The 24,816-nt window shown below is 63.1% G+C and carries 16 protein-coding genes; 14 read left to right on the top strand and 2 right to left on the bottom strand.

Features of this window, described 5'->3' with window-relative positions; genetic code table 11:
• Positions 1–10 precede the first annotated feature (10 nt).
• Positions 11–1,576 (bottom strand): PfkB family carbohydrate kinase, encoded by a 1,566-nt coding sequence (locus tag ACSHT2_RS07740; protein WP_440641050.1) that lies wholly within the window; start codon positions 1,574–1,576, stop codon positions 11–13.
• An 84-nt stretch (positions 1,577–1,660) separates the two neighbouring features.
• On the bottom strand, positions 1,661–2,689 hold the full coding sequence (locus ACSHT2_RS07735; RefSeq protein WP_440641049.1) for an SDR family oxidoreductase: 1,029 nt from the start codon (positions 2,687–2,689) through the stop codon (positions 1,661–1,663).
• 165 nt (positions 2,690–2,854) lie between these two features.
• Between ACSHT2_RS07735 and ACSHT2_RS07730 the strand changes: the two genes are divergently transcribed.
• The 14 genes from ACSHT2_RS07730 (at position 2,855) to ACSHT2_RS07665 (ending at position 24,087) form a co-directional block, all read left to right on the top strand.
• The gene (locus ACSHT2_RS07730; RefSeq protein WP_440641048.1) at positions 2,855–3,442 is read left to right on the top strand and encodes an SIS domain-containing protein; all 588 of its coding nucleotides are present in this window, start codon (positions 2,855–2,857) and stop codon (positions 3,440–3,442) included.
• A gap of 12 nt (positions 3,443–3,454) precedes the next feature.
• A complete protein-coding gene (locus tag ACSHT2_RS07725) occupies positions 3,455–4,477 on the top strand; it encodes a lysylphosphatidylglycerol synthase transmembrane domain-containing protein (RefSeq protein WP_440641047.1) in 1,023 nt (340 codons plus the stop codon).
• Between the two features lie 82 nt (positions 4,478–4,559).
• A complete protein-coding gene (locus tag ACSHT2_RS07720) occupies positions 4,560–5,828 on the top strand; it encodes a methyltransferase domain-containing protein (RefSeq protein WP_440641046.1) in 1,269 nt (422 codons plus the stop codon).
• A gap of 342 nt (positions 5,829–6,170) precedes the next feature.
• Positions 6,171–6,362 carry a preprotein translocase subunit SecE gene (secE, locus tag ACSHT2_RS07715; protein WP_007611620.1) on the top strand — a complete coding sequence of 64 codons (192 nt, stop codon included), beginning with the start codon at positions 6,171–6,173 and terminating at the stop codon, positions 6,360–6,362.
• Complete coding sequence (gene nusG, locus ACSHT2_RS07710; protein WP_018647229.1) at positions 6,362–6,916, top strand: transcription termination/antitermination protein NusG; 555 nt, start codon at positions 6,362–6,364, stop codon at positions 6,914–6,916. The genes secE and nusG overlap by 1 nt, the downstream gene beginning before the upstream one ends.
• Before the next feature lie 134 nt (positions 6,917–7,050).
• The gene (gene rplK, locus ACSHT2_RS07705) at positions 7,051–7,479 is read left to right on the top strand and encodes a 50S ribosomal protein L11 (protein WP_008136439.1); all 429 of its coding nucleotides are present in this window, start codon (positions 7,051–7,053) and stop codon (positions 7,477–7,479) included.
• Positions 7,480–7,485: 6 nt separating this feature from the next.
• The gene (rplA, locus tag ACSHT2_RS07700; protein WP_100234756.1) at positions 7,486–8,178 is read left to right on the top strand and encodes a 50S ribosomal protein L1; all 693 of its coding nucleotides are present in this window, start codon (positions 7,486–7,488) and stop codon (positions 8,176–8,178) included.
• Between the two features lie 90 nt (positions 8,179–8,268).
• Positions 8,269–9,222: a 2-hydroxyacid dehydrogenase gene (locus ACSHT2_RS07695; RefSeq protein ID WP_440641045.1), complete on the top strand. Its 954-nt coding sequence runs from the start codon at positions 8,269–8,271 to the stop codon at positions 9,220–9,222.
• 586 nt (positions 9,223–9,808) lie between these two features.
• Positions 9,809–10,327, top strand: a complete 519-nt coding sequence (gene rplJ, locus ACSHT2_RS07690) for a 50S ribosomal protein L10 (RefSeq protein WP_370140311.1) — start codon at positions 9,809–9,811, stop codon at positions 10,325–10,327.
• 54 nt (positions 10,328–10,381) lie between these two features.
• Positions 10,382–10,759 (top strand): 50S ribosomal protein L7/L12, encoded by a 378-nt coding sequence (gene rplL, locus ACSHT2_RS07685; protein ID WP_440641044.1) that lies wholly within the window; start codon positions 10,382–10,384, stop codon positions 10,757–10,759.
• A 482-nt stretch (positions 10,760–11,241) separates the two neighbouring features.
• Positions 11,242–15,366 carry a DNA-directed RNA polymerase subunit beta gene (gene rpoB / locus ACSHT2_RS07680; RefSeq protein WP_440641043.1) on the top strand — a complete coding sequence of 1,375 codons (4,125 nt, stop codon included), beginning with the start codon at positions 11,242–11,244 and terminating at the stop codon, positions 15,364–15,366.
• Between the two features lie 129 nt (positions 15,367–15,495).
• Positions 15,496–19,692, top strand: coding sequence for a DNA-directed RNA polymerase subunit beta' (gene rpoC / locus ACSHT2_RS07675; RefSeq protein WP_440641042.1), 4,197 nt, complete (start codon positions 15,496–15,498; stop codon positions 19,690–19,692).
• A 195-nt stretch (positions 19,693–19,887) separates the two neighbouring features.
• Positions 19,888–21,948, top strand: a complete 2,061-nt coding sequence (locus ACSHT2_RS07670; protein ID WP_440641041.1) for an FAD-dependent oxidoreductase — start codon at positions 19,888–19,890, stop codon at positions 21,946–21,948.
• 132 nt (positions 21,949–22,080) lie between these two features.
• Complete coding sequence (locus ACSHT2_RS07665; protein WP_440641040.1) at positions 22,081–24,087, top strand: ABC transporter ATP-binding protein; 2,007 nt, start codon at positions 22,081–22,083, stop codon at positions 24,085–24,087.
• The last annotated feature ends 729 nt before the right edge of the window (positions 24,088–24,816 follow it).

Here is a 24,816-nt window from a genome sequence, read left to right as displayed (position 1 = left end):
TTAGATCGCGCTACTTCAACAACGCGGTGACAAACTTGACCAGCGGCGCCTTTTCGACCGAGCTTCGGTGACCGACGATGCCCACTTTGATCGCGCCCGCCGCGTTGCCGATGAAGGCGACGTCCTCGATGTTTCCGCCGGCTGCCACCAGCGGCGCCGTAATCGTCAGGAAGGCATCGCCGGCACCGACCGTATCCACGACGGTCTTGGTGAAGGCGGGCACGCGCGCGACGCCGGTCTTCGACGAGAAGGGGTAGCAGCCGAAGGAGCCGTGCGTGATGATCATGTTGTCGCAATCGATCTTGCGGTGCAGGCGGTCCTGGATCACCGACGCTATGTCGTTGAACTTGTCGGTGGCCGCAAGGCGCGCTTCCGGCGCGTCGATGCAGACGTAGTCGGCGCGCGGATACTTCGTGATCAGATTGTAGCCGTGGTTTCCGCTGTTGCTCTGGGCGTTGACCGCCAGGAACTTGGAGTTCGCGATCAGCGTGTCGATCGTGCTGGGTGCGATCATGCCGTGACCGAAATCGGTGACGATGACCACGTCACCGCCGCGCACGCGCTCGGCGGTGACACGGTCGATCTCCTTGCGCTCGGCCTCGTCGAGCGGCGTGTCGTCCATGGTGTAGACTTCGAACAGCTTGTGCAGATAGCCCATCTCGACGTACCGCAATTTGCGGGTGGTCGGGCGGCCCTGAATGCGGATCGGGGTGAGCGTGACATTCGGGCGGACATGCGCGCGGATGAACTCTTCAGGGTAGTCGTTGCCGCCCAGTGTCGTGACGATCTCCACCGACTTGCAGAAGCTCGCCACGTGATTGGCCGCGGCAATGACGCCGCCGGCAAATTGCTCGCCATTCTTGAACAGAGTGGCGACAATGTTCTCCTTCGAGGCCTTTCCGAGCGCCGTGACGTACTGGTATTCGTCGATGATGGTATCGCCGACCAGCACGACATGCATGTCCTGGATCTTGTCGATCAGCTTCAGCAGGCGTTCGGCGCCACCGCCCTCGCGCACCTTCTGGAGGTAATCGCGCAGAGGAGGATCGTAGATGTCGAAATAGCGGTTCATCAGCGACGACGAGCTGAAGGTCACGTCGCGCGTGAAGACGACGCGGCCGCCATGGCGTTCGACGACCTCCCGCTCGACGGCGATCTTGCCGGTGACGTCATCGTCGGGATTCTCGTAATCGGAGCCCTTCACGTAGATGTCGGGGCGCACGGTATCGAGGATCGGCTCGGCGCTCGATGTCCGGTTGATGCCGACCCAGTCGACGGTGCCGAGCGCGGCGAGCATCTCGGCGCGCATGTTCTCCGGAAAGATCGGCCGTCCCGGGCCCTTGTTGACGAAGCGGTCCGCCGTGACGGTCACGATGACCACATCGGCCTCGTTGCGTGCCGCCAGGATGTGCCGGACGTGGCCGAGATGCACAAGATCGAACACGCCGTGGCAGAGCGCAACGCTCCGGCCCTCGGCCTGAGCGGCCCGCGCGATCTCGCCCAGTTCCTCGATCGTCTTGATCTTCTGGTGCGGTGCCGGATGGACTGTCGGCTTGTCGGTCGGAGTATTACCCATGTGAATTATCCAAAGCGCAGGTCGGTCTGGCCGGCCCGGAAATGATCGGTCGGCGGCGCGGATGTCGAGGTCGAACGAGTCTGCTCAACGGCCCGCCTTCTGCGGAGTGCCGGACGCCGCATCGCCGCCGTCACCGAGATATTTGAACCAGTCCTTGGTGGCATCGGCGATCTTGTCCACAGTCCACAGGGGCGCGTCCCTGTACTGGTCCATCGACCTCAGCATCGTCGCGACGCCGTCCTCGAACTTCACCTTAGGCGTCCATTTCAGGACCCGCTTGATCTTGGTGATGTCGGCGTAGGTGCAGTCGGGCTCGCCGGGACGCTTGGGAATGTGGACCTTGTCGCCGCCGAGAAGCTCGACCAGCCGGTTGACGCTGTAGGTGTTGTCCGAACCGACGTTGAATATTTCGTGCGAGACATCGGAGCGCGCGGCGGTCACGAAGGCATCGGCGACATCGCTGACGAAGGTGAAGTCGCGGGTCTGCTCGCCATCGCCGACCACAGTGAAGGGCTTGCCCGCGAGCTTCTGCGCCATGAACACGCCGAACACGGCACCGTAGGTGCCGGTGGTGCGATGGCGTGGTCCGAACACGTTGAACAGGCGCAGCGCGACAGCGGGCAGCTTGTAGACCTGGCACCAGTGCATGACGCACTGCTCGCCGAGATTCTTTGTGAGCGCGTAGGGATACATCGGCCGGATCTCGGCGCTCTCCGGCGTCGGATAGACGTCGGGAATACCGTAGCAGGACGATGATGCCGCATAGACGAAGCGGCTGACGCCCGCATGCCGTGCAGCCTCGAGAACGTTGACCGTGCCGTCGACGTTGGCCCGGTGATACGGGATTGGGGACTCGATCGAGGGAACGATGTCCGCCAGCGCCGCGAGATGGAAGACCCAGTCGACACCGTGGAAATACGGTTTGATCGAGTCGAGGTCGGTGACGTCCGCCCGCACGACCTTCAACTGGCTTGAATTGGCGCGTCCGGCCAGATTTTCGGCGCGTCCGATTACGAAATTATCGAGCGCAATGACCTCGTGGCCGTCATCGAGCAGCCGATCGACGAGGTGACTTCCGATGAAACCGGCGCCGCCAGTAACGATGCATTTCATGGGGAACATCCGTGACGCGAATGCCCAGCGAAACAGGCTCGCCAATGTTGAGTGAAACCCGAAAGCCGACTACCAGCCGCTCGCAAACTTTGCAAGTATTATACCTTTGCAATCCTTGGTAATAGTCGGTATCACCCAGACATGTTGCAATCGAGCCGCCAGCCCATGCCTGCCGAGTCCGTCGATCCCGCTCACAAGGCCTTCCTCGACGACTACGTGGGGCGCCTGCATCGCGCGACGGCGATCGACGACGCTATCTTCGCCAGGATCTCCGCCACGCGCGCGTCCTGGTTGCGCACGCGAGAGCAGGGCGGTCGCGTCATCTTCATCGGTAATGGCGGTTCGGCCGGCATCGCCTCGCATCTGGCGATCGATCTGGCGAAGAACGCGTCGGTGCCTGCGCTCTGCTTCAGCGATGCAAGCATGATGTCGTGCCTTGCCAACGATTACGGCTTCGAGGACTGGATCGCGCACGCAGTACGGCTGAATGCCCGCGCCGGCGATTGCCTCGTCGCGATCAGCTCGTCGGGACGTTCGAAGAACATTCTGAATGCGGTTGCGCAGGCGCGCAGGATGAAGCTCGACGTGATCACGCTGTCGGGCATGAATGCGGACAATCCGCTGCGCAACCTCGGCGACGTCAATTTCTGGGTCGACAGCCGCAGCTACAACATTGTCGAGACCACGCACCAGTTCTGGATGATGGCCGCAATCGACCTCGTCATCGGTCGTGCGGAATATCCGGCGGCCTGAGGCGGGCATCCGATGCAGTTGCGATTCAAGCATGCGGCCCTGTTTTCGGTGAAGCTGCTGCTGTCGGTCGCGGTGCTGGTCTACATCGCGCGTGGCCTCGACCTGGGCCAATTGCGAACTCGTCTCGTCTCCGTCGATCCCGTCCTGTTCGTCGTCGCCCTGGCGCTGATCTTCTTTCAGACCTTCGTGCTCAACGGCCGGTGGGAGCTGATCATGCGCGCGCTCGGCGTGTCGCTGGACTGGCTCGCTGGCTGGCGGATCCTCATGATCAGCCTCTGGTTCAATCAGGTGTTGCCCTCGTCGGTCGGCGGGGACGCGGTGCGGATGTGGCTGCTCCGCCAACGTGGCGTGCAGTGGTCGGGGGCGGTCAAGGGCGTTGCAGCAGACCGCTTCACGGCGTTGATCGGGCTGATCGTGCTGATGGTGGCCGGATTGCCGTTTCTGCTGTCACGCGTGTCCAATCCGGCCGCGATCCTGGCGATCGGCGGACTGACGCTGGCGGGCGTCGCCGGCACCGTGGTCCTGTTGACGCTCGACCGTCTGCCGAAGCGCCTCATCGCGCTTCCCGCGATCGCAAGCTTCGTCCGGTTCGGAACGCTCGTCAGGTTTCTTCTCCTGCAATCCGAGCGCCGCGGTTTGCTGTTCGGATCGGCGCTCCTCATCCATCTCGTGACGGCGGCGGCCTGCTACGCCTTGGCGCGCGGCGTCGGAGCGCAGCTTTCCGTGCTGGACGCGGGCATCTTGATCCCGCCGGTCGTGCTGTTGACGGCCGTTCCGATCTCGATCAGCGGCTGGGGCGTGCGCGAGGGGGCGATGGTCGCCTGCCTCGGTCTGGCAGGTGTGCCGTCCGAGGAGGCGCTGTCGGTTTCGCTTCTGCTGGGTGCCATCAGCGTGATCATTGGGCTCCTCGGCGGCGTGATCTGGCTGGCCAGTCCGGAGCGCGGGTCGTATTCCGCGGACAAGGCCGCCAAGGCGGCGGAGGAAGGGCCCGGCTTCGCGCTGGGGCAGGGCACCGAAGTCTCGAGCCACTCATGACCTGCTTGAGCCCGTTGCCGATCTGGTCTTCACAGGGTGGGATTGTCTCACTCGCTCGCGTATCTCATATCTCGGTTCCACGATGAAAAACCTGTTCTACGTCCGCCATACTTGCCGCCTCTGTCATTCGGACAAGCAGGAGTTGGTCGTCCCGATGGCAGGCATGCCCATCGGCACGCCGAACTTCCAGGTGCCGAACGCCAGCGTCGACGATCCTGTTTTCCGGGCTGCGGTACCGATGGCGCTGCATCTGTGCAGGGACTGCGGCCACCTCCAGATTCTCCATGTTGGCAATCCGGAGATCCAGTACCGCAACTACGTCTATACCACCTCGCTCTCGCTCGGCCTGCGGGAGCATTTCGCAGGCTATGCCAACGACGTCGTCAGTCGCTTCGGCGTCGCGCCGGGCTCGCTGGTCGTCGAGCTCGGCAGCAACGATGGATCGCTGCTCGGCTTCTTCAAGGAGCGTGGCATGCGGGTGCTCGGCGTCGATCCCGCCGTCGACATTGCGCGGCGTGCGACGGAAGCCGGGATCGAGACCATCGGCGATTTCTTCACCGATGCCATCGGGCACCGCATCCTGCAGAGCCATGGTGCGGCGAGCGTCGTGATCGCCAACAACATGATCGCCAATGTCGACAATCTCGATCCGCTGGTGATCGGGGTTCGCGACGTGCTCGCGCCGGACGGATTGTTCGTCTTCGAGACGCAGTACGGCGTCGATGTCACCGAGAAGAACCTGCTCGACACCGTCTATCACGAGCATCTGTCGTATTTTAACATCAAGCCGTTGACGCGCTTCTTCGCGCGGCTCGGCATGGAAGTGATCGACGTCCAGCACATCTGGACCAAGGGCGGCTCGATCCGCGTGACGGTCCAGCGCGCCGGCGGTGCAAAGAAGCCGTCCGCGGAGGTCGCGAAGTTCATCGCCGAGGAAGACCGGCTCGGCGTCGATCAGCCGGCCTATTATGCGCCCTATGTGAAGAGGATCGCGGCCATCCGCGACGAGCTGGTCGCGATGGCCGATGCCGCCCATGCGCGGGGGCAGCTGGTCGCCGGCTACGGTGTCTCGGTCGGCACTACGACGCTGCTGCCGCAGTTCGGTCTGGAGAACAAGATCGACTTCTTGGTGGACGACGACCCCAAGAAGGGGAACGTGATGGCGGGCCCGGGTTACGACATTCCGATCCTGCCCCCGGCCGCCCTCTACGAGCGCAAGCCCGCGTTCGTCGTGGTCTTCGCCTGGCGCTATGTCGACCCGATCAGAGCCAAGCACGCCCGCTATTTCGCCGAGGGTGGAAAATTCGTGGTGCCGCTCCCGGGTGTTTCCATGGTCGACCGGGCCGACTGACCCGGGCGGCGGGTTGGCCGGGGAGGGCCCGGGCGGACGCTGATCTCGCCTCCGCTGGGACGGGGAAATAAGCCCTCGATCCTCCTTGGGCTGGGCACGGGCGCCGAGCACGCCGGCTTGCCCGTACCAGCCCCGATACCTTGACCTTTGGCCCCATCCGCAGTATCTACCCCGCACTCGCAGCCGGCCCGTTAGACGCGGATCTCCGGCGCGGCTTTGAAATCCCCGAACAATCGAGCCCGATTTCCGGCTCATCCTTCGAGATAGAGGGCTGGGCCAACGGCGGCTGTTCGGATCCCCGAAATTCATTCGCGTCTGTCGACGGACGTTGGACATCAAACGATGGCAGTCAGCCCGTTCAAGTTCTTGCAGGAAGTGCGCTCGGAGACCGCCAAGGTCACCTGGCCGACCCGTCGTGAGACCACGATCACCACCATCATGGTGTTCGTCATGGTCGCCGTCGCCTCGATCTTCTTCTTCGCCGCCGACCAGATCATCCGCTACCTCATCACCTTCCTCCTGGGCATTCACTGATGGCAACAGCAACCGCTCAAGTGTCCGACAAGCGCTGGTACATCGTTCACGCCTATTCGAACTTCGAGAAGAAGGTCGCCGAATCGATCCGCGAGCAAGCGAAGCAGCGCGGGCTCGAGGAACTGTTCGAGCTGGTGCTGGTTCCGACCGAGAAGGTCACGGAGGTGCGCCGCGGCCGCAAGATCGATGCCGAGCGCAAGTTCTTCCCGGGCTATGTGCTGGTGAAGATGAAGCTGACCGACGAGGCGTTCCATCTGATCAAGAACACGCCGAAGGTGACGGGCTTCCTCGGCGCGGAAAACAAGCCGATGCCGATCTCGGAAGCCGAGGCCATGCGCATCCTGCACCAGGTGCAGGAGGGCGTGGAACGCCCGAAGGCGTCGGTGTCGTTCGAGATCGGCGAGAATGTGCGCGTGGCCGACGGCCCGTTCGCCTCGTTCTCGGGTGTGGTCGAGGAAATCGACGAGGCGCGCTCGCGCGTGAAGGTCGCCGTGTCGATCTTCGGCCGCGCTACGCCCGTCGAGCTGGAATTCGGTCAGGTCGAGAAGGTCTGACCGGGTAGCGCGTGAAGCCGAGAGGTTTCGCGCAAAGTGAGGCCGTGGGAGGGAGAGAGCGGTTGCCAGCCGCATCCGACCCAGACCACGAACCTGAAACCGCCGGCGGCATGCCGGCACAACAGGAGTGATACATGGCAAAGAAAGTGACCGGATACCTGAAGCTTCAGGTCCCGGCCGGTGCGGCGAACCCTTCGCCCCCGATCGGCCCCGCGCTCGGTCAGCGCGGTCTCAACATCATGGAGTTCTGCAAGGCGTTCAACGCCCAGACCCAGAAGGAAGAGAAGAACACTCCGATTCCCGTCGTGATCACGATCTACGCCGATCGTTCGTTCACGTTCGAGATGAAGACCCCCCCGATGTCCTTCTTCCTCAAGCAGGCTGCCAAGATCCAGTCCGGCTCGAAGGCGCCGGGCCGTGACAAGGCCGGCAAGGTGACCAAGGCGCAGGTGCGCGAGATCGCCGAGAAGAAGATGAAGGACTTGAATTGCGACACCATCGAATCGGCCATGAAGATGGTCGAGGGCTCTGCCCGTTCGATGGGTCTGGAAGTTGCGGGGTAAGCGGTCATGGCAATCGGAAAGCGTTTGAACAAAGCCCGCGAAGGCATTGATCGCGAAAAGCTATACCCGCTCGCGGACGCCATCAAGATGGTCAAGGAGCGCGCGAAGGCGAAGTTCGACGAGACCATCGAGGTCGCGATCAATCTCGGTGTCGATCCGCGTCACGCCGACCAGATGGTCCGCGGCGTCGTGACCCTGCCGAACGGCACCGGCCGTACGCTCCGCGTCGGCGTGTTCGCCCGGGGCGCCAAGGCCGACGAGGCCAAGGCGGCCGGTGCTGACGTCGTCGGCGCCGAGGACCTGGTCGAGAAGGTGCAGAACGGCTCGATCGATTTCGACCGCTGCATCGCCACCCCCGACATGATGCCGCTGGTCGGCCGGTTGGGTAAGGTGCTCGGCCCGCGCGGCCTGATGCCGAACCCGAAGATCGGCACCGTGACCATGGACGTCACCGGCGCGGTGAAGGGTGCCAAGGGCGGCTCGGTCGAGTTCCGCGTCGAGAAGGCCGGCATCCTGCAGGCCGGCGTCGGCAAGGCCTCGTTCTCCGAGGAGAAGCTGGTCGAGAACATCAAGGCTCTGGCTGACGCCGTCGCCAAGGCAAAGCCGGCGGGCTCCAAGGGCACTTACATCCAGCGCGTTGCGGTGTCCTCGACGATGGGCCCCGGCGTGAAGGTCGAGCCGGGCACCATTCTCGGCTAAGGCTTGGAAATTGCATGAGGCGAGGGGCGGAATCGGGTGACCGATTCCGCCCCTCGTCATTTGTGGCGGCGCTCACCGGAAACAAGAACAATGGCTGACAAGGTCCTGATCTACTCGCGCTTTCCGAAAACGATGATGGCGCGTTTCGCCGAGCGGTTCGAGCTGCTCGACACCGCTGGCAAGCCCGCGCGCGAGGTGTTTCCGCCGGATGCGCTCAGCGGCGTCCGCGCGATGCTGACCGCGGGCGGCACCTCGCTCGGTGCGGAGGCGATGGACCTGCTTCCAAAGCTCGGCGCCATCGTCTGCTACGGCACCGGTTATGACGGCGTCGATCTGAAGGCGGCTGCCGCGCGCAACATCGCCGTCGGCCACAGTCCGGGCGCCAATGCAGCCTCGGTCGCCGATATCGCGATGACTCTGATGCTCGCGGCGACGCGACGGCTCCTGGTCGCCGACCAATATGTCCGCAGTGGCGACTGGGCGGCGTCAAAGCAGTCGCCGCTGATGCGGCCCCAGGCCGGCATGCCCGGCCGCCGCATCGGCGTCTACGGCATGGGCGAGATCGGCCGCAAGATCGCCGTGCGCTGCGCGGCTTTCGAAAGCGAGGTCGGCTATTTCAGCCGCACTCAATACGATCTGCCCTATCGATATTTCCCGTCTCTGGAGGCGCTGGCCGACTGGTGCAGCGTGCTGATGATCGCGGTCCGGGCAGGGGCCGAGACTCAGCATGTCGTCAATGCCGATATTCTTCGGCGACTAGGCGCGGACGGCTATGTCGTCAACGTCTCCCGCGGCTCTGTCGTCGACGAGAAAGCCCTGGTCGCGGCGCTCGCCGACAAGGCCATCGCCGGCGCCGGCCTCGACGTCTTTGAGAAGGAACCGCACACCCCCGATGCGCTGACGGCGCTGCCGAACGTGGTATTCGCCCCGCATATCGGCGGCCACACCCTGGATTCGCACGTTGCCATGCAGAACTGCGTCCTGGCGAACCTGATCGCGTTCTTCGAGGGCAAACCGCTTCCTTACGCGGTCAAATCGGCCTGAATCGGGCCTTGTCGGTCGAGATCAAGCCCGGTTGGCAATCGATTGGAACTGGTGTGAATTTTGCTCTTGGCAAGCCGGCTCCGAGCGGTTAAAGAACCGCCTCCGGACGTGCCGGCCTCGGCTGGCGCGTTCGTGCACGCATTCCGAAAACCTGACACGACGGGAGATCATTCCTTTTCAGGACGTCCGCAAGGATTTGCCGGAAAAGGAAGGAAAACCCATCGGTTGGTGGAGTGCGGGCAGAGGTCGGGCGGTTCGCCGGCTGGCCTCGTCCTGTCCAAGACTGCAGGCGCCTGCGGGAAATTTCGATTTCTCAATGGCTTAATCGCATGGCCTGCATAGACGGGTGAAGACCGGATTTCACTTCGCGCCCAGCTTTAACGACTGGGTTCGCGAAACGGGTCTGGTTCGGACCTCGACACGCCGTGGGCCTCCAAGGGGGCTCCCGGAGGGCAGGCTTTGAATTGTCGTCTTGCCCGGCGTGTCCGATGGGTTTTTAGCCCGGAGGTTCAGGTTCGGGCGGGGCGATGGGTGCAACCCGGCGGTCCCGCTTCTCGCGATGACCGCCAACCGGAGAGAGCTTGCTGTGGAACGAGCGGCAAAAAAAGAAGCGGTCGAACAGCTCAACGAGGTCTTCAAGACCACGAGCGTCGCGATCGTTGCTCAATATTCCGGCCTGACCGTCGCCCAGATGCAGAAGCTGCGCACGCAGATGAAGCAGGCTGGCGCCTCGGTGAAGGTCTCGAAGAACCGTCTCGCCAAAATTGCTCTTGAAGGCACCGACGTCGTTGCCATCGGCCCCATGTTGAAGGGGCCGACCGTGATCGCGACTTCCAACGATCCGGTAGCGGCGCCGAAGGTCGCCATCGAATTCGCCAAGGCGAACGAAAAGTTCGTCATCATCGGCGGCTCGATGGGAAAGACCGTCCTGAATGTCGACGGCGTGAAGGCGCTTGCCTCGCTGCCGTCGCTTGACGAACTGCGCGGCAAGATCGTTGGCCTCATCGTGGCCCCGGCGACCAAGCTGGCCCAGCTCGCCAACGCGCCCGCGGGCAAGCTCGCGCGCGTCATCCAGGCTCATGCCTCAAAGGGCGAAGCGGCCTGACGCCCTTCGCAAAACTCAAACCCGAACCAGACTTACACTCAAGGAAACTGAACAATGGCTGACTTGCAGAAGATCGTTGACGACCTCTCGAGCCTCACCGTGCTCGAAGCTGCCGAACTCGCGAAGCTCCTCGAAGAGAAGTGGGGCGTTTCGGCTGCCGCGGCTGTCGCCGTGGCCGGCCCGGCTGGTGGTGGCGCTGCCGCCGCTCCGGTGGAAGAGAAGACCGAGTTCACGGTCGTTCTCGCCAGCGCCGGCGAAAAGAAGATCGAGGTCATCAAGGAAGTCCGCGCCATCACCGGTCTCGGCCTGAAGGAAGCAAAGGACCTCGTCGAGGGTGCTCCGAAGCCGCTGAAGGAAGGCGTGAACAAGGAAGAAGCCGAGAAGATCAAGGCGCAGATCGAGAAGGCCGGCGCCAAGGTCGAGCTCAAGTAAGCAACGCTTGCTGGCGGGATTCCGGCCGCGCATCGGCGAGGTCCGGGATCCCGGTCCGCTCCTCAAGAGGGTGGGCCAGATGCAAAAGGCGTGCGACGGAACCTCCCGACGCAGGCCGAACACGAAAAAGTGTGGGGATTTGAGGGTCTAACCCTCGAATCTACACTATTGTCGCCCCATATCGGGTCGGCAGCACGAAAGCGCGGTGGGCAGGGATGTCGGATTTCCCTGTAAGCCGTTGGGAGAGCAAGCTATTTCGGGCTTTTTCAGTCCGTGAAGACGATCGTTGTGACGGGCGGGCGCGCTCTTGCGCCCCGCGCGTCGTTTTGCGTTTTGAAGGTCTGAAGAACGGATTCAGGACATTCGCACCTGAAACTGCGCCTCCGGCCCCCAAGACGGGTTCGAAAATTCAACCCGGAGAGCGGTGGCAGCCGCGTTCCGGACGGCGCGCCCAGAGCGGGCGACGAAAATGAGAGGCCACGATGGCGCAGCAGACATTCACCGGTCGCAAACGCGTTCGCAAGTTCTTTGGACACATCAAGGAAGTCGCCGAGATGCCGAACCTGATCGAGGTTCAGAAGGCGTCCTATGACCAATTCCTGATGGTCGACGAACCCCAGGGTGGCCGTCTCGACGAAGGTCTGCAGGCGGTGTTCCGCTCGGTGTTTCCGATCTCCGATTTTTCGGGCACCTCGATGCTGGAATTCGTCCGCTACGAGTTCGAGCAGCCCAAATACGACGTCGACGAGTGCCGCCAGCGCGGCATGACCTTTGCTGCGCCCCTCAAGGTGACGCTTCGCCTCATCGTGTTCGATATCGACGAGGAAACCGGCGCCAAGTCGGTGAAGGACATCAAGGAGCAGGACGTCTACATGGGCGACATCCCGCTCATGACGATGAACGGCACCTTCATCGTCAACGGTACCGAGCGCGTCATCGTCTCGCAGATGCACCGGTCGCCCGGCGTGTTCTTCGACCACGACAAGGGCAAGACCCATTCCTCGGGCAAGCTGCTGTTCGCCGCCCGCGTCATTCCGTATCGCGGCTCCTGGCTCGACATCGAGTTCGACGCCAAGGACATCGTCTATGCGCGTATCGACCGTCGCCGCAAGATTCCGGTGACGTCGCTGATGTTCGCCCTCGGCCTCGACGGCGAGGCGATCCTGTCCACGTTCTACAAGAAGATTCTCTACAAGCGGACCAAGGAAGGCTGGCGCGTTCCGTTCGACGCCAACCGTTTCCGCGGCTACTCGACGGTCAACGATTTGATCGACGCCGACACCGGCAAGGTCGTGCTCGAGGCCGGCAAGAAGCTAACCGTCCGCGCCGCCCGCCAGCTCCAGGAGAAGGGGCTGAAGGCGCTGCGCATGGCTGACGAGGAACTGGTCGGCAATTACGTCGCCGAGGATCTCGTCAACCCGAAGACCGGCGAGATCCACGCCGAGGCCGGTGAGGAAATCACCGACAAGCTGATGAAGGCGCTCAACGAGCAGGGTTACAAGGAGCTGCCGCTGCTCGACATCGACCACGTCAATGTCGGCCCTTACATCCGCAACACGCTGTCGGCCGACAAGAACATGACGCGTGAGGATGCGCTGTTCGACATCTACCGCGTGATGCGTCCGGGCGAGCCGCCGACGCTGGAATCGGCGCAGGCCATGTTCCAGTCGCTGTTCTTCGACGCCGAACGCTACGACCTCTCCGCGGTCGGTCGCGTCAAGATGAACATGCGCCTCGACCTCGATGCGCCCGACACCCAGCGCACGCTGCGCAAGGAAGACATCCTCTCCGTCATCAAGACGCTGGTGGATCTGCGCGACGGCAAGGGCGAGATCGACGACATCGACCATCTCGGCAACCGCCGTGTGCGTTCGGTCGGCGAGCTCATGGAGAACCAGTACCGCATCGGCCTGCTGCGCATGGAGCGCGCGATCAAGGAGCGCATGTCCTCGGTCGATATCGACACGGTGATGCCGCAGGATCTGATCAACGCCAAGCCCGCGGCCGCCGCCGTGCGCGAGTTCTTCGGTTCCTCGCAGCTGTCGCAGTTCATGGACCAGACCAACCCGCTGTCGGAGATCACCCACAAGCGGCGCCTCTCGGCGCTCGGACCGGGCGGTCTGACCCGCGAGCGCGCCGGCTTCGAGGTGCGCGACGTGCATCCGACGCATTACGGTCGCATCTGCCCGATCGAGACGCCGGAAGGTCCGAACATCGGCCTGATCAACTCGCTCGCGACCTTCGCGCGCGTGAACAAGTACGGCTTCGTCGAGACGCCGTATCGCAAGGTCAAAGATGGTCGTGTCACCGACGAGGTCGTGTACCTGTCGGCGATGGAAGAGGGGCGCTATTCGGTGGCTCAGGCCAACGTGCCCATCGACGCCAAGGGCCGCTTCACCGAAGACCTCGTGGTCTGCCGCTCGAGCGGGACCCGCGACGTCGTGCCGATGACGCCCGACAAGGTCGACTACATGGACGTGTCGCCGAAGCAGCTCGTTTCGGTCGCCGCGGCACTGATCCCGTTCCTCGAGAACGACGACGCCAACCGCGCGCTGATGGGCTCGAACATGCAGCGCCAGGCGGTGCCGCTGGTTCGCGCCGAGGCGCCGTTCGTCGGCACCGGCATGGAGGGCGTCGTTGCCCGTGACTCGGGTGCCGCGATTGCGGCGCGCCGCTCGGGCGTGATCGACCAGATCGACGCCACCCGCGTCGTCATCCGTGCCACGGAAGATCTCGATCCCACCAAGTCGGGCGTCGATATCTATCGTCTCATGAAGTACCAGCGCTCCAACCAGTCGACCTGCATCAACCAGCGTCCGCTGGTGAAGGTCGGCGACATCGTCAAGAAGGGCGACATCATCGCCGACGGTCCGTCGACCGATCTCGGCGAGCTCGCGCTCGGCCGCAACGTGCTGGTCGCGTTCATGCCGTGGAACGGCTACAACTTCGAAGACTCGATCCTGCTCTCCGAGCGGATCGTGAAGGAGGACGTCTTCACCTCGATCCATATCGAGGAGTTCGAGGTGATGGCCCGCGACACCAAGCTCGGACCTGAGGAAATCACCCGCGACATTCCGAACGTTTCGGAAGAAGCGCTGAAGAATCTCGACGAAGCCGGTATCGTCTACATCGGCGCGGAAGTGCGCGCCGGCGACATCCTGGTCGGCAAGATCACGCCGAAGGGTGAAAGCCCGATGACGCCGGAAGAGAAGCTCCTGCGCGCCATCTTCGGCGAGAAGGCCTCCGACGTCCGCGACACCTCGCTGCGCGTTCCTCCGGGCGTGCAGGGCACGATCGTGGAAGTGCGCGTGTTCAACCGTCACGGCGTCGACAAGGACGAGCGTGCGCTGGCGATCGAGCGGGAAGAGATCGAGCGCCTCGCCAAGGACCGTGACGACGAGCAGGCGATCCTGGACCGCAATGTCTACAACCGTCTCGCCGAGCTCCTCGAGGGGCGGCAGGGCATTGCGGGTCCGAAGGGCTTCAAGAAGGACACCAAGATCACCCGTGCGGTGCTCGAGGAGTACCCGAAGTCGCAGTGGTGGCTGTTCGCTTCGCCCAACGACAAGCTGATGGCCGAGATCGAGGCCATGCGGAAGCAGTACGACGAGTCGAAGAAGGGGCTTGAACAGCGCTTCCTCGACAAGGTCGAGAAGCTTCAGCGTGGTGACGAATTGCCGCCCGGCGTGATGAAGATGGTCAAGGTCTTCGTCGCGGTGAAGCGCAAGATCCAGCCCGGCGACAAGATGGCCGGCCGTCACGGCAACAAGGGCGTGGTGTCGAAGATCGTGCCGATCGAGGACATGCCGTTCCTCGAAGACGGTACGCATGCCGACATCGTGCTCAATCCGCTAGGTGTGCCCTCGCGCATGAACGTCGGACAGATCCTCGAGACCCATCTCGGCTGGGCCTGCGCCGGTCTCGGCAAGCGTATCGGCCAGACGGTCGATGCGTACCTGTCGAAGCAGGACATCAAGCCGCTGAAGGAAACCTTGAAGAAGGTCTACGGCGAGGACGAGACGATCAAGTCGCTCAACGACAACGAGCTGCTCGAACTCGGCCATAACCTCAGCCGCGGCGTGCCGATCGCGACGCCGGTGTTCGACGGGGCCAAGGAAGCCGACATCGAGGAGATGCTGAAGCTTGCCGGTCTCGACGCTTCGGGTCAGTCGACCGTCTATGACGGCCGCACCGGCGATCCGTTCGATCGCAAGGTGACGGTGGGCTACATCTACATGCTCAAGCTGCACCATCTGGTCGACGACAAGATCCATGCGCGTTCGATCGGTCCGTACTCGCTCGTCACCCAGCAGCCGCTGGGCGGCAAGGCGCAGTTCGGCGGCCAGCGCTTTGGCGAAATGGAGGTGTGGGCGCTCGAGGCTTACGGCGCGGCGTACACGCTCCAGGAGATGCTGACGGTGAAGTCGGACGACGTCGCCGGCCGTACCAAGGTGTACGAGGCGATCGTGCGCGGCGACGACACGTTCGAGGCCGGTATTCCGGAATCGTTCAACGTGCTGGTCAAGGAAATGCGCTCGCTCGGCCTCAACGTCGACCTGCACAACTCCAAGATGGGACCGGCGCCGACGTCGGAAGCGGCCGAGTAATTCGACCTTTCATGCCCGGCCGTCACGGCCGGGTATCGGCGCCCCGCCTGAGGCCTTGAGGGCAGGGCGCCCCGCTTGAGTGATTTTCGAATTTGCGGCCGGAGGCGACCGGCACGCGAGGAGAAGACGATGAACCAAGAAATTATGAATCTCTTCAATCCGACGACGCCGGCTCAGGTCTTCGACCAGATCCGGATCTCGATCGCGTCCCCAGAGAAGATTCTGTCCTGGTCCTACGGCGAGATCAAGAAGCCGGAGACCATCAACTACCGGACCTTCAAGCCCGAGCGCGACGGCCTGTTCTGCGCCCGCATCTTCGGGCCGATCAAGGACTACGAGTGCCTGTGCGGCAAGTACAAGCGCATGAAGTACAAGGGCATCATCTGCGAGAAGTGCTCGGTCGAGGTCACGCTGTCGCGCGTCCGGCGCGAGCGCATGGGCCATATCGAGCTCGCAGCTCCCGTCGCCCACATCTGGTTCCTGAAGTCGCTGCCCTCGCGCATCGGCCTCCTGCTCGACATGACGCTGAAGGATCTCGAGCGGATCCTCTACTTCGAATATTACGTCGTGCTGGAGCCGGGCCTCACCGCGCTGAAGGACCGTCAGCTGCTGTCGGAAGACGAGTATCTGAAGGCGCAGGACGAGTACGGCCAGGATTCCTTCACCGCCATGATCGGCGCCGAAGCGATCCGCGAGCTGCTCAAGGGCATGGACCTCGAGAAGCTCGAGGCCACGCTGCGTGTCGAGATGCAGGAGACCGACTCCGACATCAAGCACAAGAAGCTCGCCAAGCGCCTGAAGATCGTGGAAGCGTTCCGCCACTCCGGCAACAAGCCGGAATGGATGATCATGACCGTGGTGCCGGTGATCCCGCCGGACCTGCGTCCGCTGGTGCCGCTGGACGGCGGCCGCTTCGCGACCTCGGACCTCAACGACCTCTACCGCCGCGTCATCAACCGCAACAATCGATTGAAGCGGCTGATGGAGCTGCGCGCGCCCGACATCATCATCCGCAACGAGAAGCGCATGCTTCAGGAGGCCGTCGACGCGCTGTTCGACAACGGCCGCCGCGGCCGCGTCATCACGGGCGCCAACAAGCGCCCGCTGAAGTCGCTCGCCGACATGCTCAAGGGCAAGCAGGGCCGCTTCCGCCAGAACCTCCTCGGCAAGCGCGTCGACTATTCGGGCCGTTCGGTGATCGTGGTCGGTCCCGAGCTGCGCCTGCATCAGTGCGGCCTGCCGAAGAAGATGGCGCTCGAGCTGTTCAAGCCGTTCATCTATTCGCGGCTTGACGCCAAGGGCCTATCCACCACCGTGAAGCAGGCCAAGAAGCTGGTCGAGAAGGAGCGGCCCGAGGTCTGGGACATCCTGGACGAGGTCATCCGCGAGCATCCGGTGCTGCTCAACCGCGCGCCGACGCTGCATCGCCTCGGCATCCAGGCGTTCGAACCCGTGCTGATCGAGGGCAAGGCGATCCAGCTTCATCCGCTGGTCTGCTCCGCGTTCAACGCCGACTTCGACGGCGATCAGATGGCCGTGCACGTTCCGCTGTCGCTCGAAGCGCAGCTGGAAGCGCGCGTCCTGATGATGTCGACCAATAACATCCTGCATCCGGCGAACGGCCAGCCGATCATCGTGCCGTCGCAGGACATCGTACTCGGCCTGTACTACGTCTCGATCATGCGCGAAGGCCTGCCCGGCGAGGGCAAGGTGTTCGGCGACATGGCCGAGCTCGAGCACGCGCTGCATGCGAAGGTCATCCACCTCCACACCAAGATCAAGTACCGGTGGGAAGGCATGGACGAGACCGGCAAGGTCTCCAGGCGCTGGATCGAGACCACTGCCGGACGCGTCATGCTCGGCAACCTGCTGCCGAAGAACCCGCGGATCTCGTACGAGATCATCAACAAGCTGATGACCAAGCGCGAGATCTCCGGCGTCATCGACCAAGTCTACCGTCACTGCGGACAGAAGGAGACGGTGATCTTCTGCGACCGCATCATGGCGCTCGGCTTCTACAACGCGTTCAAGGCCGGTATCTCGTTCGGCAAGGACGACATGGTCGTGCCGCACGGCAAGTGGAAGATCGTCGATACCACCCGTACGCTGGCGAAGGATTTCGAGCAGCAGTACAACGACGGTCTGATCACGCATGGCGAGAAGTACAACAAGGTCGTCGACGCCTGGTCGAAGGCCACGGAAGAAATCGCCAAGGCGATGATGAAGGAGATCTCCGCCACCAAGAAGACGGCGAGCGGAGCCGAAGCCGACATCAACTCGATCTACATGATGGCTCACTCCGGTGCCCGCGGTTCGCCGGCCCAGATGCGCCAGCTCGCCGGCATGCGCGGCCTGATGGCCAAGCCGTCGGGCGAGATCATCGAGACGCCGATCATCTCGAACTTCAAGGAAGGCCTCTCGGTGCTCGAGTACTTCAACTCGACCCACGGCGCCCGCAAGGGCCTCGCGGACACCGCGTTGAAGACCGCGAACTCCGGCTACCTGACGCGTCGTCTGGTCGACGTGGCGCAGGACTGCATCATCACGCAGAGCGACTGCGGCACCAAGCTCGGCATCAAGATGCGCGCCATCGTCGATGCCGGCACCGTGGTTGCTTCGCTCGGCTCGCGCATCCTCGGACGCACGGCCTGCGAAGACGTGCGTGACAGCTCGGGCAAGGTGATCATCAAGCGCGATACGCTGATGGAAGAGAGCCATCTGGAGGCCATTCAGCAGGGTGGCGTGCAGGAGGTGAAGATCCGCTCGGCACTGACCTGCGAGCTCGTCAACGGCATCTGCGGCAAGTGCTACGGGCGCGACCTCGCCCGCGGCACGCCGGTCAACCACGGCGAAGCGGTCGGCGTCATCGCGGCGCAGTCGATCGGCGAGCCGGGCACCCAGCTCACCATGCGCACCTTCCACATCGGTGGTGCGGCGCAGCTCAACGAGCAGTCTTTCGTCGAAGCCAACTTCGACGGCAAGATCGTGATCAGGAACAAGGCCATCGCCCGCAACAGCGAAGGTCACCTGATCGCGATGGTGCGCAACATGGTTGTCGCGATCGTCGATGCCGACGGCACCGAGCGTGCGACGCACCGTATCCAGTACGGTTCGCGCCTGCACGTCGACGAGGGCGACATGGTCAAGCGTGGCCAGCGCATCGTCGAGTGGGATCCCTACACCCGTCCGCTGCTCACCGAAGTCGAAGGAACCATCGGCTTCGAGGATCTGGTCGAGGGGCAGTCGATCTCGGAAACGCTCGACGAAGCCACCGGTATCGCCAAGCGCGTGGTCATCGACTGGCGCTCGACGCGCGGCGGCTCGGACCTGCGTCCGGCCATCGTGGTGAAGGGCAAGGACGGCAAGGTGCTCAAGCTCGCCCGTGGTGGCGATGCCCGCTACATGCTGTCGGTCGACGCCATTCTCTCGGTCGACATCGGAGCCAAGGTACAGCCAGGCGATATCCTCGCCCGTGTCTCGACCGAAAGCGCCAAGACGCGTGACATCACCGGCGGTCTGCCGCGGGTGGCGGAACTGTTCGAGGCTCGGCGGCCGAAGGATGCGGCGATCATCGCCGAAATCGCGGGCACCATCCGGTTCGGGCGCGACTACAAGAACAAGCGCCGCATCTCGATCGAGCCGATGGACAAGACCGACGAGCCGCGCGAGTACCTGATCCCGAAGGGCAAGCACATCCACCTTCAGGACGGCGACGTCGTCGAAAAGGGCGACTTCATCGTGGAGGGCAATCCGGCGCCGCACGACATCCTTGCGGTGAAGGGCATCGAGGAACTCGCGGCCTATCTGGTCAACGAGATCCAGGAGGTCTACCGGCTGCAGGGCGTGCTCATCAACGACAAGCACATCGAGGTGATTGTCCGTCAGATGCTCCAGAAGGTGGAAGTCACCGATCAGGGCGATACGGACATGATCTCCGGCGAGCAGGTCGACAAGATCGAGTTCGACGCGCTGAACGTGAAGGCCAAGGAGGAGGGCAAGAAGCCCGCCACGGGAACGCCGGTTCTGCTCGGCATCACCAAGGCGAGTCTCCAGACGCGGTCCTTCTTCTCGGCGGCATCGTTCCAGGAGACCACACGCGTCCTCACCGAAGCGGCGGTCAACGGCAAGATCGATCCGCTCGAAGGCCTCAAGGAGAACGTCATCGTCGGCCGGCTGATCCCGGCGGGCACCGGCGCCTCCATGGCCAAGATCCGCGAAGTCGCCATGAAGCGCGACAAGCTGATCCTGGACGAGCGCGAGAAGCAGGCGGCCGTCGTGTCGCCCGCGCCGGAAGCCGAGCTTCCTGCGCTGCCGCCTGCGGAATGATCGTTCATCCGTAGGAATACCGAGGACAATGAAAAGGCCGGCTTTTTGCCGGCCTTTTTGCTGCTTTGTTTCCTTGTTGCGATGCGTGATCAGCCTTTGTTCATCTTTCCTTCAGCCGTAAAAGCGCTTCTGCTAGGAGAGCTTAGACCGGTGGTCCCGTGATGGGGGGCAGCGCCGGAGGACCACGGAACTCACATGCTTGATCTCGCAATCGTAGGCGGCGGCCCCGGCGGGCTGATGAGCGCCTGGTATCTGAAGCGTAAGCTCGGCGATCTCTGTCGCGTCACCATCTACGAGGCCTCCGACCGGCTGGGTGGCAAGATCGCCACGCGCAAATTCGATTCGGCGCCCGCGATGTACGAAGCCGGGGTTGCCGAGATCTACGACTACTCGATGACGGGGCCGGATCCGCTGCGCGAGCTGATCCAGCATTTCGGCCTCCAGACCATTCCGATGGACGCCGAGCAGGTGCAGTTCGGCGGCGAGCTCCTCAATGACGTGCCGGGCATGCGCCGCAAATACGGCGCCAAGACCGCGGCCGCGATCGAGGCATTCCGCAAGCGATGCGCCGAGATGATGTCGCCGATCGAATATTACGAGGGCGTCGGCGCGCACGACAACGAGAATCCCTGGGCCTACAAGACCGCCGAGCAGGTGCTCGACGAGGAGGTCGAGGACGAGACGGCAAAGCGTTTCTTCAAGGTGATGGCGCGCTCCGACATTGCGACCGAGAGCCACAACACCAACGGTCTCAACGCGCTCAAGAACTATCTGATGGACGTCGACGGCTATATCGGCCTCTATTCCATCCAGAACGGCAACGAGCAGCTGATCGAATGCCTGCAATCGGAGGTCAATGCTGACATCCAGCTCAATCACCGCGTGCTCACCGTCGGCAAGGCGCCGACCGGCCGCTATCAGCTCAAGATGATGAACGGCAAGGGGCCGGAGACCCGCGACTTCGATCTCGTGCTGGTCTGCCTGCCGCATTCCTGGCTCGCCACCCTCAGTTGGGAGGGCGAGCAGCTGCGCAAGTCGATGGTCAAGCACGTTGCCTATTTCGACCGCCCCGCGCACTATTTGCGCGTCTCGATCCTGTTTGACGAGCCGTTCTGGGGCGAGAAGATTCCGGGCGCCTGGTTCATGTCGGACGCTTTCGGCGGCTGCTGCGTCTACAACGAGGGCGCACGCCACGACGTCGGCAAGCATGGCGTTCTGAACTGGCTCATTCCCGGGTCCGACGCGCTGGCTTTTGCCAATCTGTCGGATCAGGAGCTGATCGATGCCGCCCTGAAATCGCTGCCGGCTTCTCTCGGCGATGCGCGTTTGCATTTCATGGAAGGCAAGATCCACCGCTGGCTGTCGTCGGTGAACGCGATTCCGGGCGGCTTGCCCGTGCGCGACGTCATGACCAACCACCGGCCGGAGCCGAAGGAGCATCCGGGCGTCGTCGTGGTCGGCGACTACCTGTTCGACTCGACGCTGAACGGACTGCTCGACTCCTCGGACGCCGCCACAGACATCATCCTCACCGAGATGATGCGTCTGCGCCGGCAGCGCGCGCAGGGGGACAAGCCGCTCTCCGACAAGATCGATCGCGATTACTTCGAGAACTACCGCGGCCTCGGTCCCTATCACGAGGCTTGGCGCCACTTCACCGATCCCGACTATCTCGCCAAGCTGATCAGCATCGTCTGGAACAAGGCCGAAGGCACCAAGCTGCTGGTCGCGGGCTCCGCCAGCGGCGAACTGGTCGGTGCGCTGCGCGAGCGCGGCATAGATGCATGGGGAATCGAGAACAACCGCGCCATCCATGCCAAGACGCCGAAAGCGCTGCAGAAGTACAACAAGCTCGGCTCGATCACGGACATGCCGTTCAAGGACGGTGCCTTCGACTTCGTGTTCGAGACCAGCCTCTGCCATCTTTCCCCGAAGCAGGTGGCCCGTGCGATCCGCGAGCTCAACCGCGTGGTCAAAACCGGCCTCGTATTCGGCTCGATCACCTCGGACATGGCACCGGCACTGATCGACCGCTACGACCTCCTGCGCGGGGTCAAGAAGCTCGGCACCTGGTGGGAATGGTCCGAGCTGTTCTTCGGCAACGGCTTCGACCTGTCGATGCACCGCAAGGATTGCACCGATGCGCTCTGGGAGGCGACGCTCGCCGCCAACAAGGGGCCGGGGCAGTGGTACGCCGACGCCGACAGCTTGCGCTATTCCTTCTTCGACAAGGTCGAAGATGAGGACGAGGACTAGCCGCACGGTGCGCATCGGATTCGCCAATTGTTTTGCCGAATTCATCTTGATCGCATAGAATCAGTGCAATAGCGGTTGCCGCTATTCCTGCATTCTCTGCGGTCATGCCGGCCGTCGGCATCGGTTGGTTTCATGGCGTCCAAGCCTCTCTCGCCCGACAAACAGAAGCTCGCCGCGGAAGAGGCGGCCGAGCTCGACGACAAGCTCGCCTCCGCTGCCAAGCCGGACCTCGAGGAGGACGAGGACGGCAAAGACGAGGGAGATGGCGAGCTGGAGCTCGACGATGACGATGAGGACGAGGATCTCGTCGTCTTTACCGCGCGCGAAGCGGCCGGCGCGCTCGCGACAATCGTCGGGTTCGTCAAACCTTATCTGACGAACTACAAGCGGATGCTGTCATTCGTGGCGTTCGGCGTTTTCGTGGAGACGCTGTTCAACGTCATCATGCCGCTCAGCCTCAAGTTCCTGATCGACGAGGCGCTCGGGGAGGAGGATTTCCAGGCGCTGTACAAGATCCTCGGCGTGCTTGCGGTCGCCGGCATCTTCACCTCGATCGTGGCGGTCTGGTACGAGCGCTGGGACGCGCGGCTTGCCGCCTGCATCATCTCCGATGTCCGCAAGCGCCTGTTCGAGCACGTCCAGGACCTGCCGGCGGCCTATTTCGGGCGCACCAAGCGCGGCGAGATCCTGTCGCGCTTCTCCGTCGACCTCTCGGCTTTCGAAGGCTCGGTCAAGACCTTTGCAAACAGCGCCGCGCTGCCATTTCTGGAACTGATCGCAGGCATTATCCTGATGTTGTTCTTGAACTGGCAGCTTGCGGTGGTCGCGTTGCTCGTGTTCCCGATCACGCTGATCGGCCCGCGGATCCTGACGCCCAAGGCGGTGCAGGCCAATTACGAGCAGAAGCTCAACGAGAGCGCGCTGCTCGGCATGGTGCAGGAGAACGTGGCCGCCCAGGCTGTGATCAAGGCGTTCAGCCTGCAACGCAAGATGTTCGGCTTCTTCACCTTGCGCAACGACGAGACCCGCAGCAAGATCGCCTCGGCCGCGTTCCTCTCGACCATGGTGGAGCGGACGGTCACCATCTCGGTGCTCCTCCTGCACCTCGTGGTGCTCGCGATCGGCGCGTATCTCGCGACCAAGGGCCAGATCACCATCGGCACCTTCGTGACCTTCGAGAGCGCGTTCTGGGAGGTTTCCTACAACATCGCTCATGTGATGCATTTCATTCCGGTGTCGATCTCCTCGGCCGCCGCGATCCGCCACATCCAGGAACTGCTCGACGAGCCGACCCGGGGCGCCGATCGCCCCGGCGCGCCCGATCTGCCGCGCATCACCCACGACATTACGTTCGATCACGTCACCTTTCAGTACGAGGGCAGTCAGACGCCGGTGCTGGACAATCTCAGCCTCAAGCTCAATGCCGGCAAGCGCATCGCGATCGTCGGTCCGAGCGGCTCCGGCAAGAGTACGCTGCTCAACCTGATCCTGCGGCTTTACGTGCCCGACGAAGGCCGCGTCACCATCGATGGCGTCGACGTCCGCAAGGTGACGCTGGATTCGCTGCGCCGGAGCATGGCCGTGGTGTTCCAGGAAAACATGCTGTTCAACATGTCGATCCGCGAGAACATCCGGCTGGGCAAGGAGGGGGCGACCGACGAGGAGGTGGAGGAGGCGGCCAAGAAGGCCGAGATCCACCGCTACATCATGAGCCTGCCGCAGCGATACGACACGCCGGTCGGCGAGCGTGGAGACACGCTGTCCGGCGGCCAGCGCCAGCGCATCGCGATCGCGCGCGCAATCATCCGTAACCCGTCCGTACTGCTGCTGGACGAAGCCACCTCGGCGCTCGACCAGACCACGGAGGCCGCGATCAACCGCACGCTGCTCAAGATCGCCAAGGGCCGCACCATGATCTGGTCGACTCACCGTCTGACCTCGGTGGTCGAGATGGACGAGATCATCGTGATTTCAGGGGGCAGGGCGATCGAGCGCGGCTCCCACGCCGAATTACTCGCCAAGAACGGCACCTATCGCAAGCTGTGGAACGACCAGATCCATCAGCCGTATGGCGCGTCGGCTCACGACGACGACAGAGGCGATGAAGACGATCGCGATGACGAAGAGGACGAGGAGTGACCGCGGGGCCGGGCGTTCAGTTCCGGAAGAAGCCCGCCCTGTCCGATCGATGCCTTCCCGCAGGACCGCGCAGTGCAGCTCCGGCTCGGTGATTCCCGGACGTAAATCGTTCGGCTGGCGCGGAGCCGCTGATTTTTGGGCCTCCTTGGGTTGGTCGCATCGGCTCTCTCGCCAGTCGATTGGCGCTGCCGGAGATCGCTGGCCTGACCGGGTGTTGCGGCAGGCGATCGCGCTGGACCCCCCGCAGACAGCGGATTTGTTCATAGGCGGGTGAAAAGAGCTCAGTTTGGGAATAAAAGTATATTTAATCCGGGTATAATCTTGCCGGAGCTGACTGCACAGGCCCTTCGTTCCCCGATCGGGCTGGCGCGGTGAGGGCGCCGAAGAGGCTATTTCTGCAGGCGCATGAAGCGCTTTGTGACTGTCGTTTCGCCTTGACTGGACCGATTCTCGCCTATAGAAAGCGCCTCACTTAACGACAGGCGGTGAGCATCGCCAGAGTCGGAACGGGCCACCCGTTGATCCCAAAGGACCAAGTCCACGAGGGATCGCGAAAGACGGGCACCAACCTCGACGAATGCCGCTCAAACGCTGTCGATCATAGCTAGGCAATGCCAGTGCGACTTTAGTTCTCTTGAGCAAGTTCTCTTGAGATCGAATTCGGATGCATGACCTCAGTGCGCGGGCCGCGGCTTTACGCCGAATGGCCTCATTACTGCGGTCCTCTGT

This window comes from Bradyrhizobium sp. PUT101, from assembly GCF_052043945.1.
GTDB lineage: Bacteria > Pseudomonadota > Alphaproteobacteria > Rhizobiales > Xanthobacteraceae > Bradyrhizobium.
This window is presented reverse-complemented; position numbering and strand designations above follow the sequence as displayed.

Excerpts from the sequence above, each read along its gene's own strand:
- ACSHT2_RS07665 (WP_440641040.1), top strand. The coding sequence starts at position 22,081 with ATGGCGTCCAAGCCTCTCTCGCCCGACAAACAGAAGCTCGCCGCGGAA.
- nusG (WP_018647229.1), top strand. The coding sequence starts at position 6,362 with ATGGCAACAGCAACCGCTCAAGTGTCCGACAAGCGCTGGTACATCGTT.
- secE (WP_007611620.1), top strand. The coding sequence starts at position 6,171 with ATGGCAGTCAGCCCGTTCAAGTTCTTGCAGGAAGTGCGCTCGGAGACC.
- ACSHT2_RS07725 (WP_440641047.1), top strand. The coding sequence starts at position 3,455 with ATGCAGTTGCGATTCAAGCATGCGGCCCTGTTTTCGGTGAAGCTGCTG.
- ACSHT2_RS07730 (WP_440641048.1), top strand. The coding sequence starts at position 2,855 with ATGCCTGCCGAGTCCGTCGATCCCGCTCACAAGGCCTTCCTCGACGAC.
- rplA (WP_100234756.1), top strand. The coding sequence starts at position 7,486 with ATGGCAATCGGAAAGCGTTTGAACAAAGCCCGCGAAGGCATTGATCGC.
- rpoB (WP_440641043.1), top strand. The coding sequence starts at position 11,242 with ATGGCGCAGCAGACATTCACCGGTCGCAAACGCGTTCGCAAGTTCTTT.
- ACSHT2_RS07695 (WP_440641045.1), top strand. The coding sequence starts at position 8,269 with ATGGCTGACAAGGTCCTGATCTACTCGCGCTTTCCGAAAACGATGATG.
- ACSHT2_RS07740 (WP_440641050.1), bottom strand. The coding sequence starts at position 1,576 with ATGGGTAATACTCCGACCGACAAGCCGACAGTCCATCCGGCACCGCAC.
- rpoC (WP_440641042.1), top strand. The coding sequence starts at position 15,496 with ATGAACCAAGAAATTATGAATCTCTTCAATCCGACGACGCCGGCTCAG.
- ACSHT2_RS07720 (WP_440641046.1), top strand. The coding sequence starts at position 4,560 with ATGAAAAACCTGTTCTACGTCCGCCATACTTGCCGCCTCTGTCATTCG.
- ACSHT2_RS07735 (WP_440641049.1), bottom strand. The coding sequence starts at position 2,689 with ATGAAATGCATCGTTACTGGCGGCGCCGGTTTCATCGGAAGTCACCTC.
- rplL (WP_440641044.1), top strand. The coding sequence starts at position 10,382 with ATGGCTGACTTGCAGAAGATCGTTGACGACCTCTCGAGCCTCACCGTG.
- ACSHT2_RS07670 (WP_440641041.1), top strand. The coding sequence starts at position 19,888 with ATGCTTGATCTCGCAATCGTAGGCGGCGGCCCCGGCGGGCTGATGAGC.
- rplK (WP_008136439.1), top strand. The coding sequence starts at position 7,051 with ATGGCAAAGAAAGTGACCGGATACCTGAAGCTTCAGGTCCCGGCCGGT.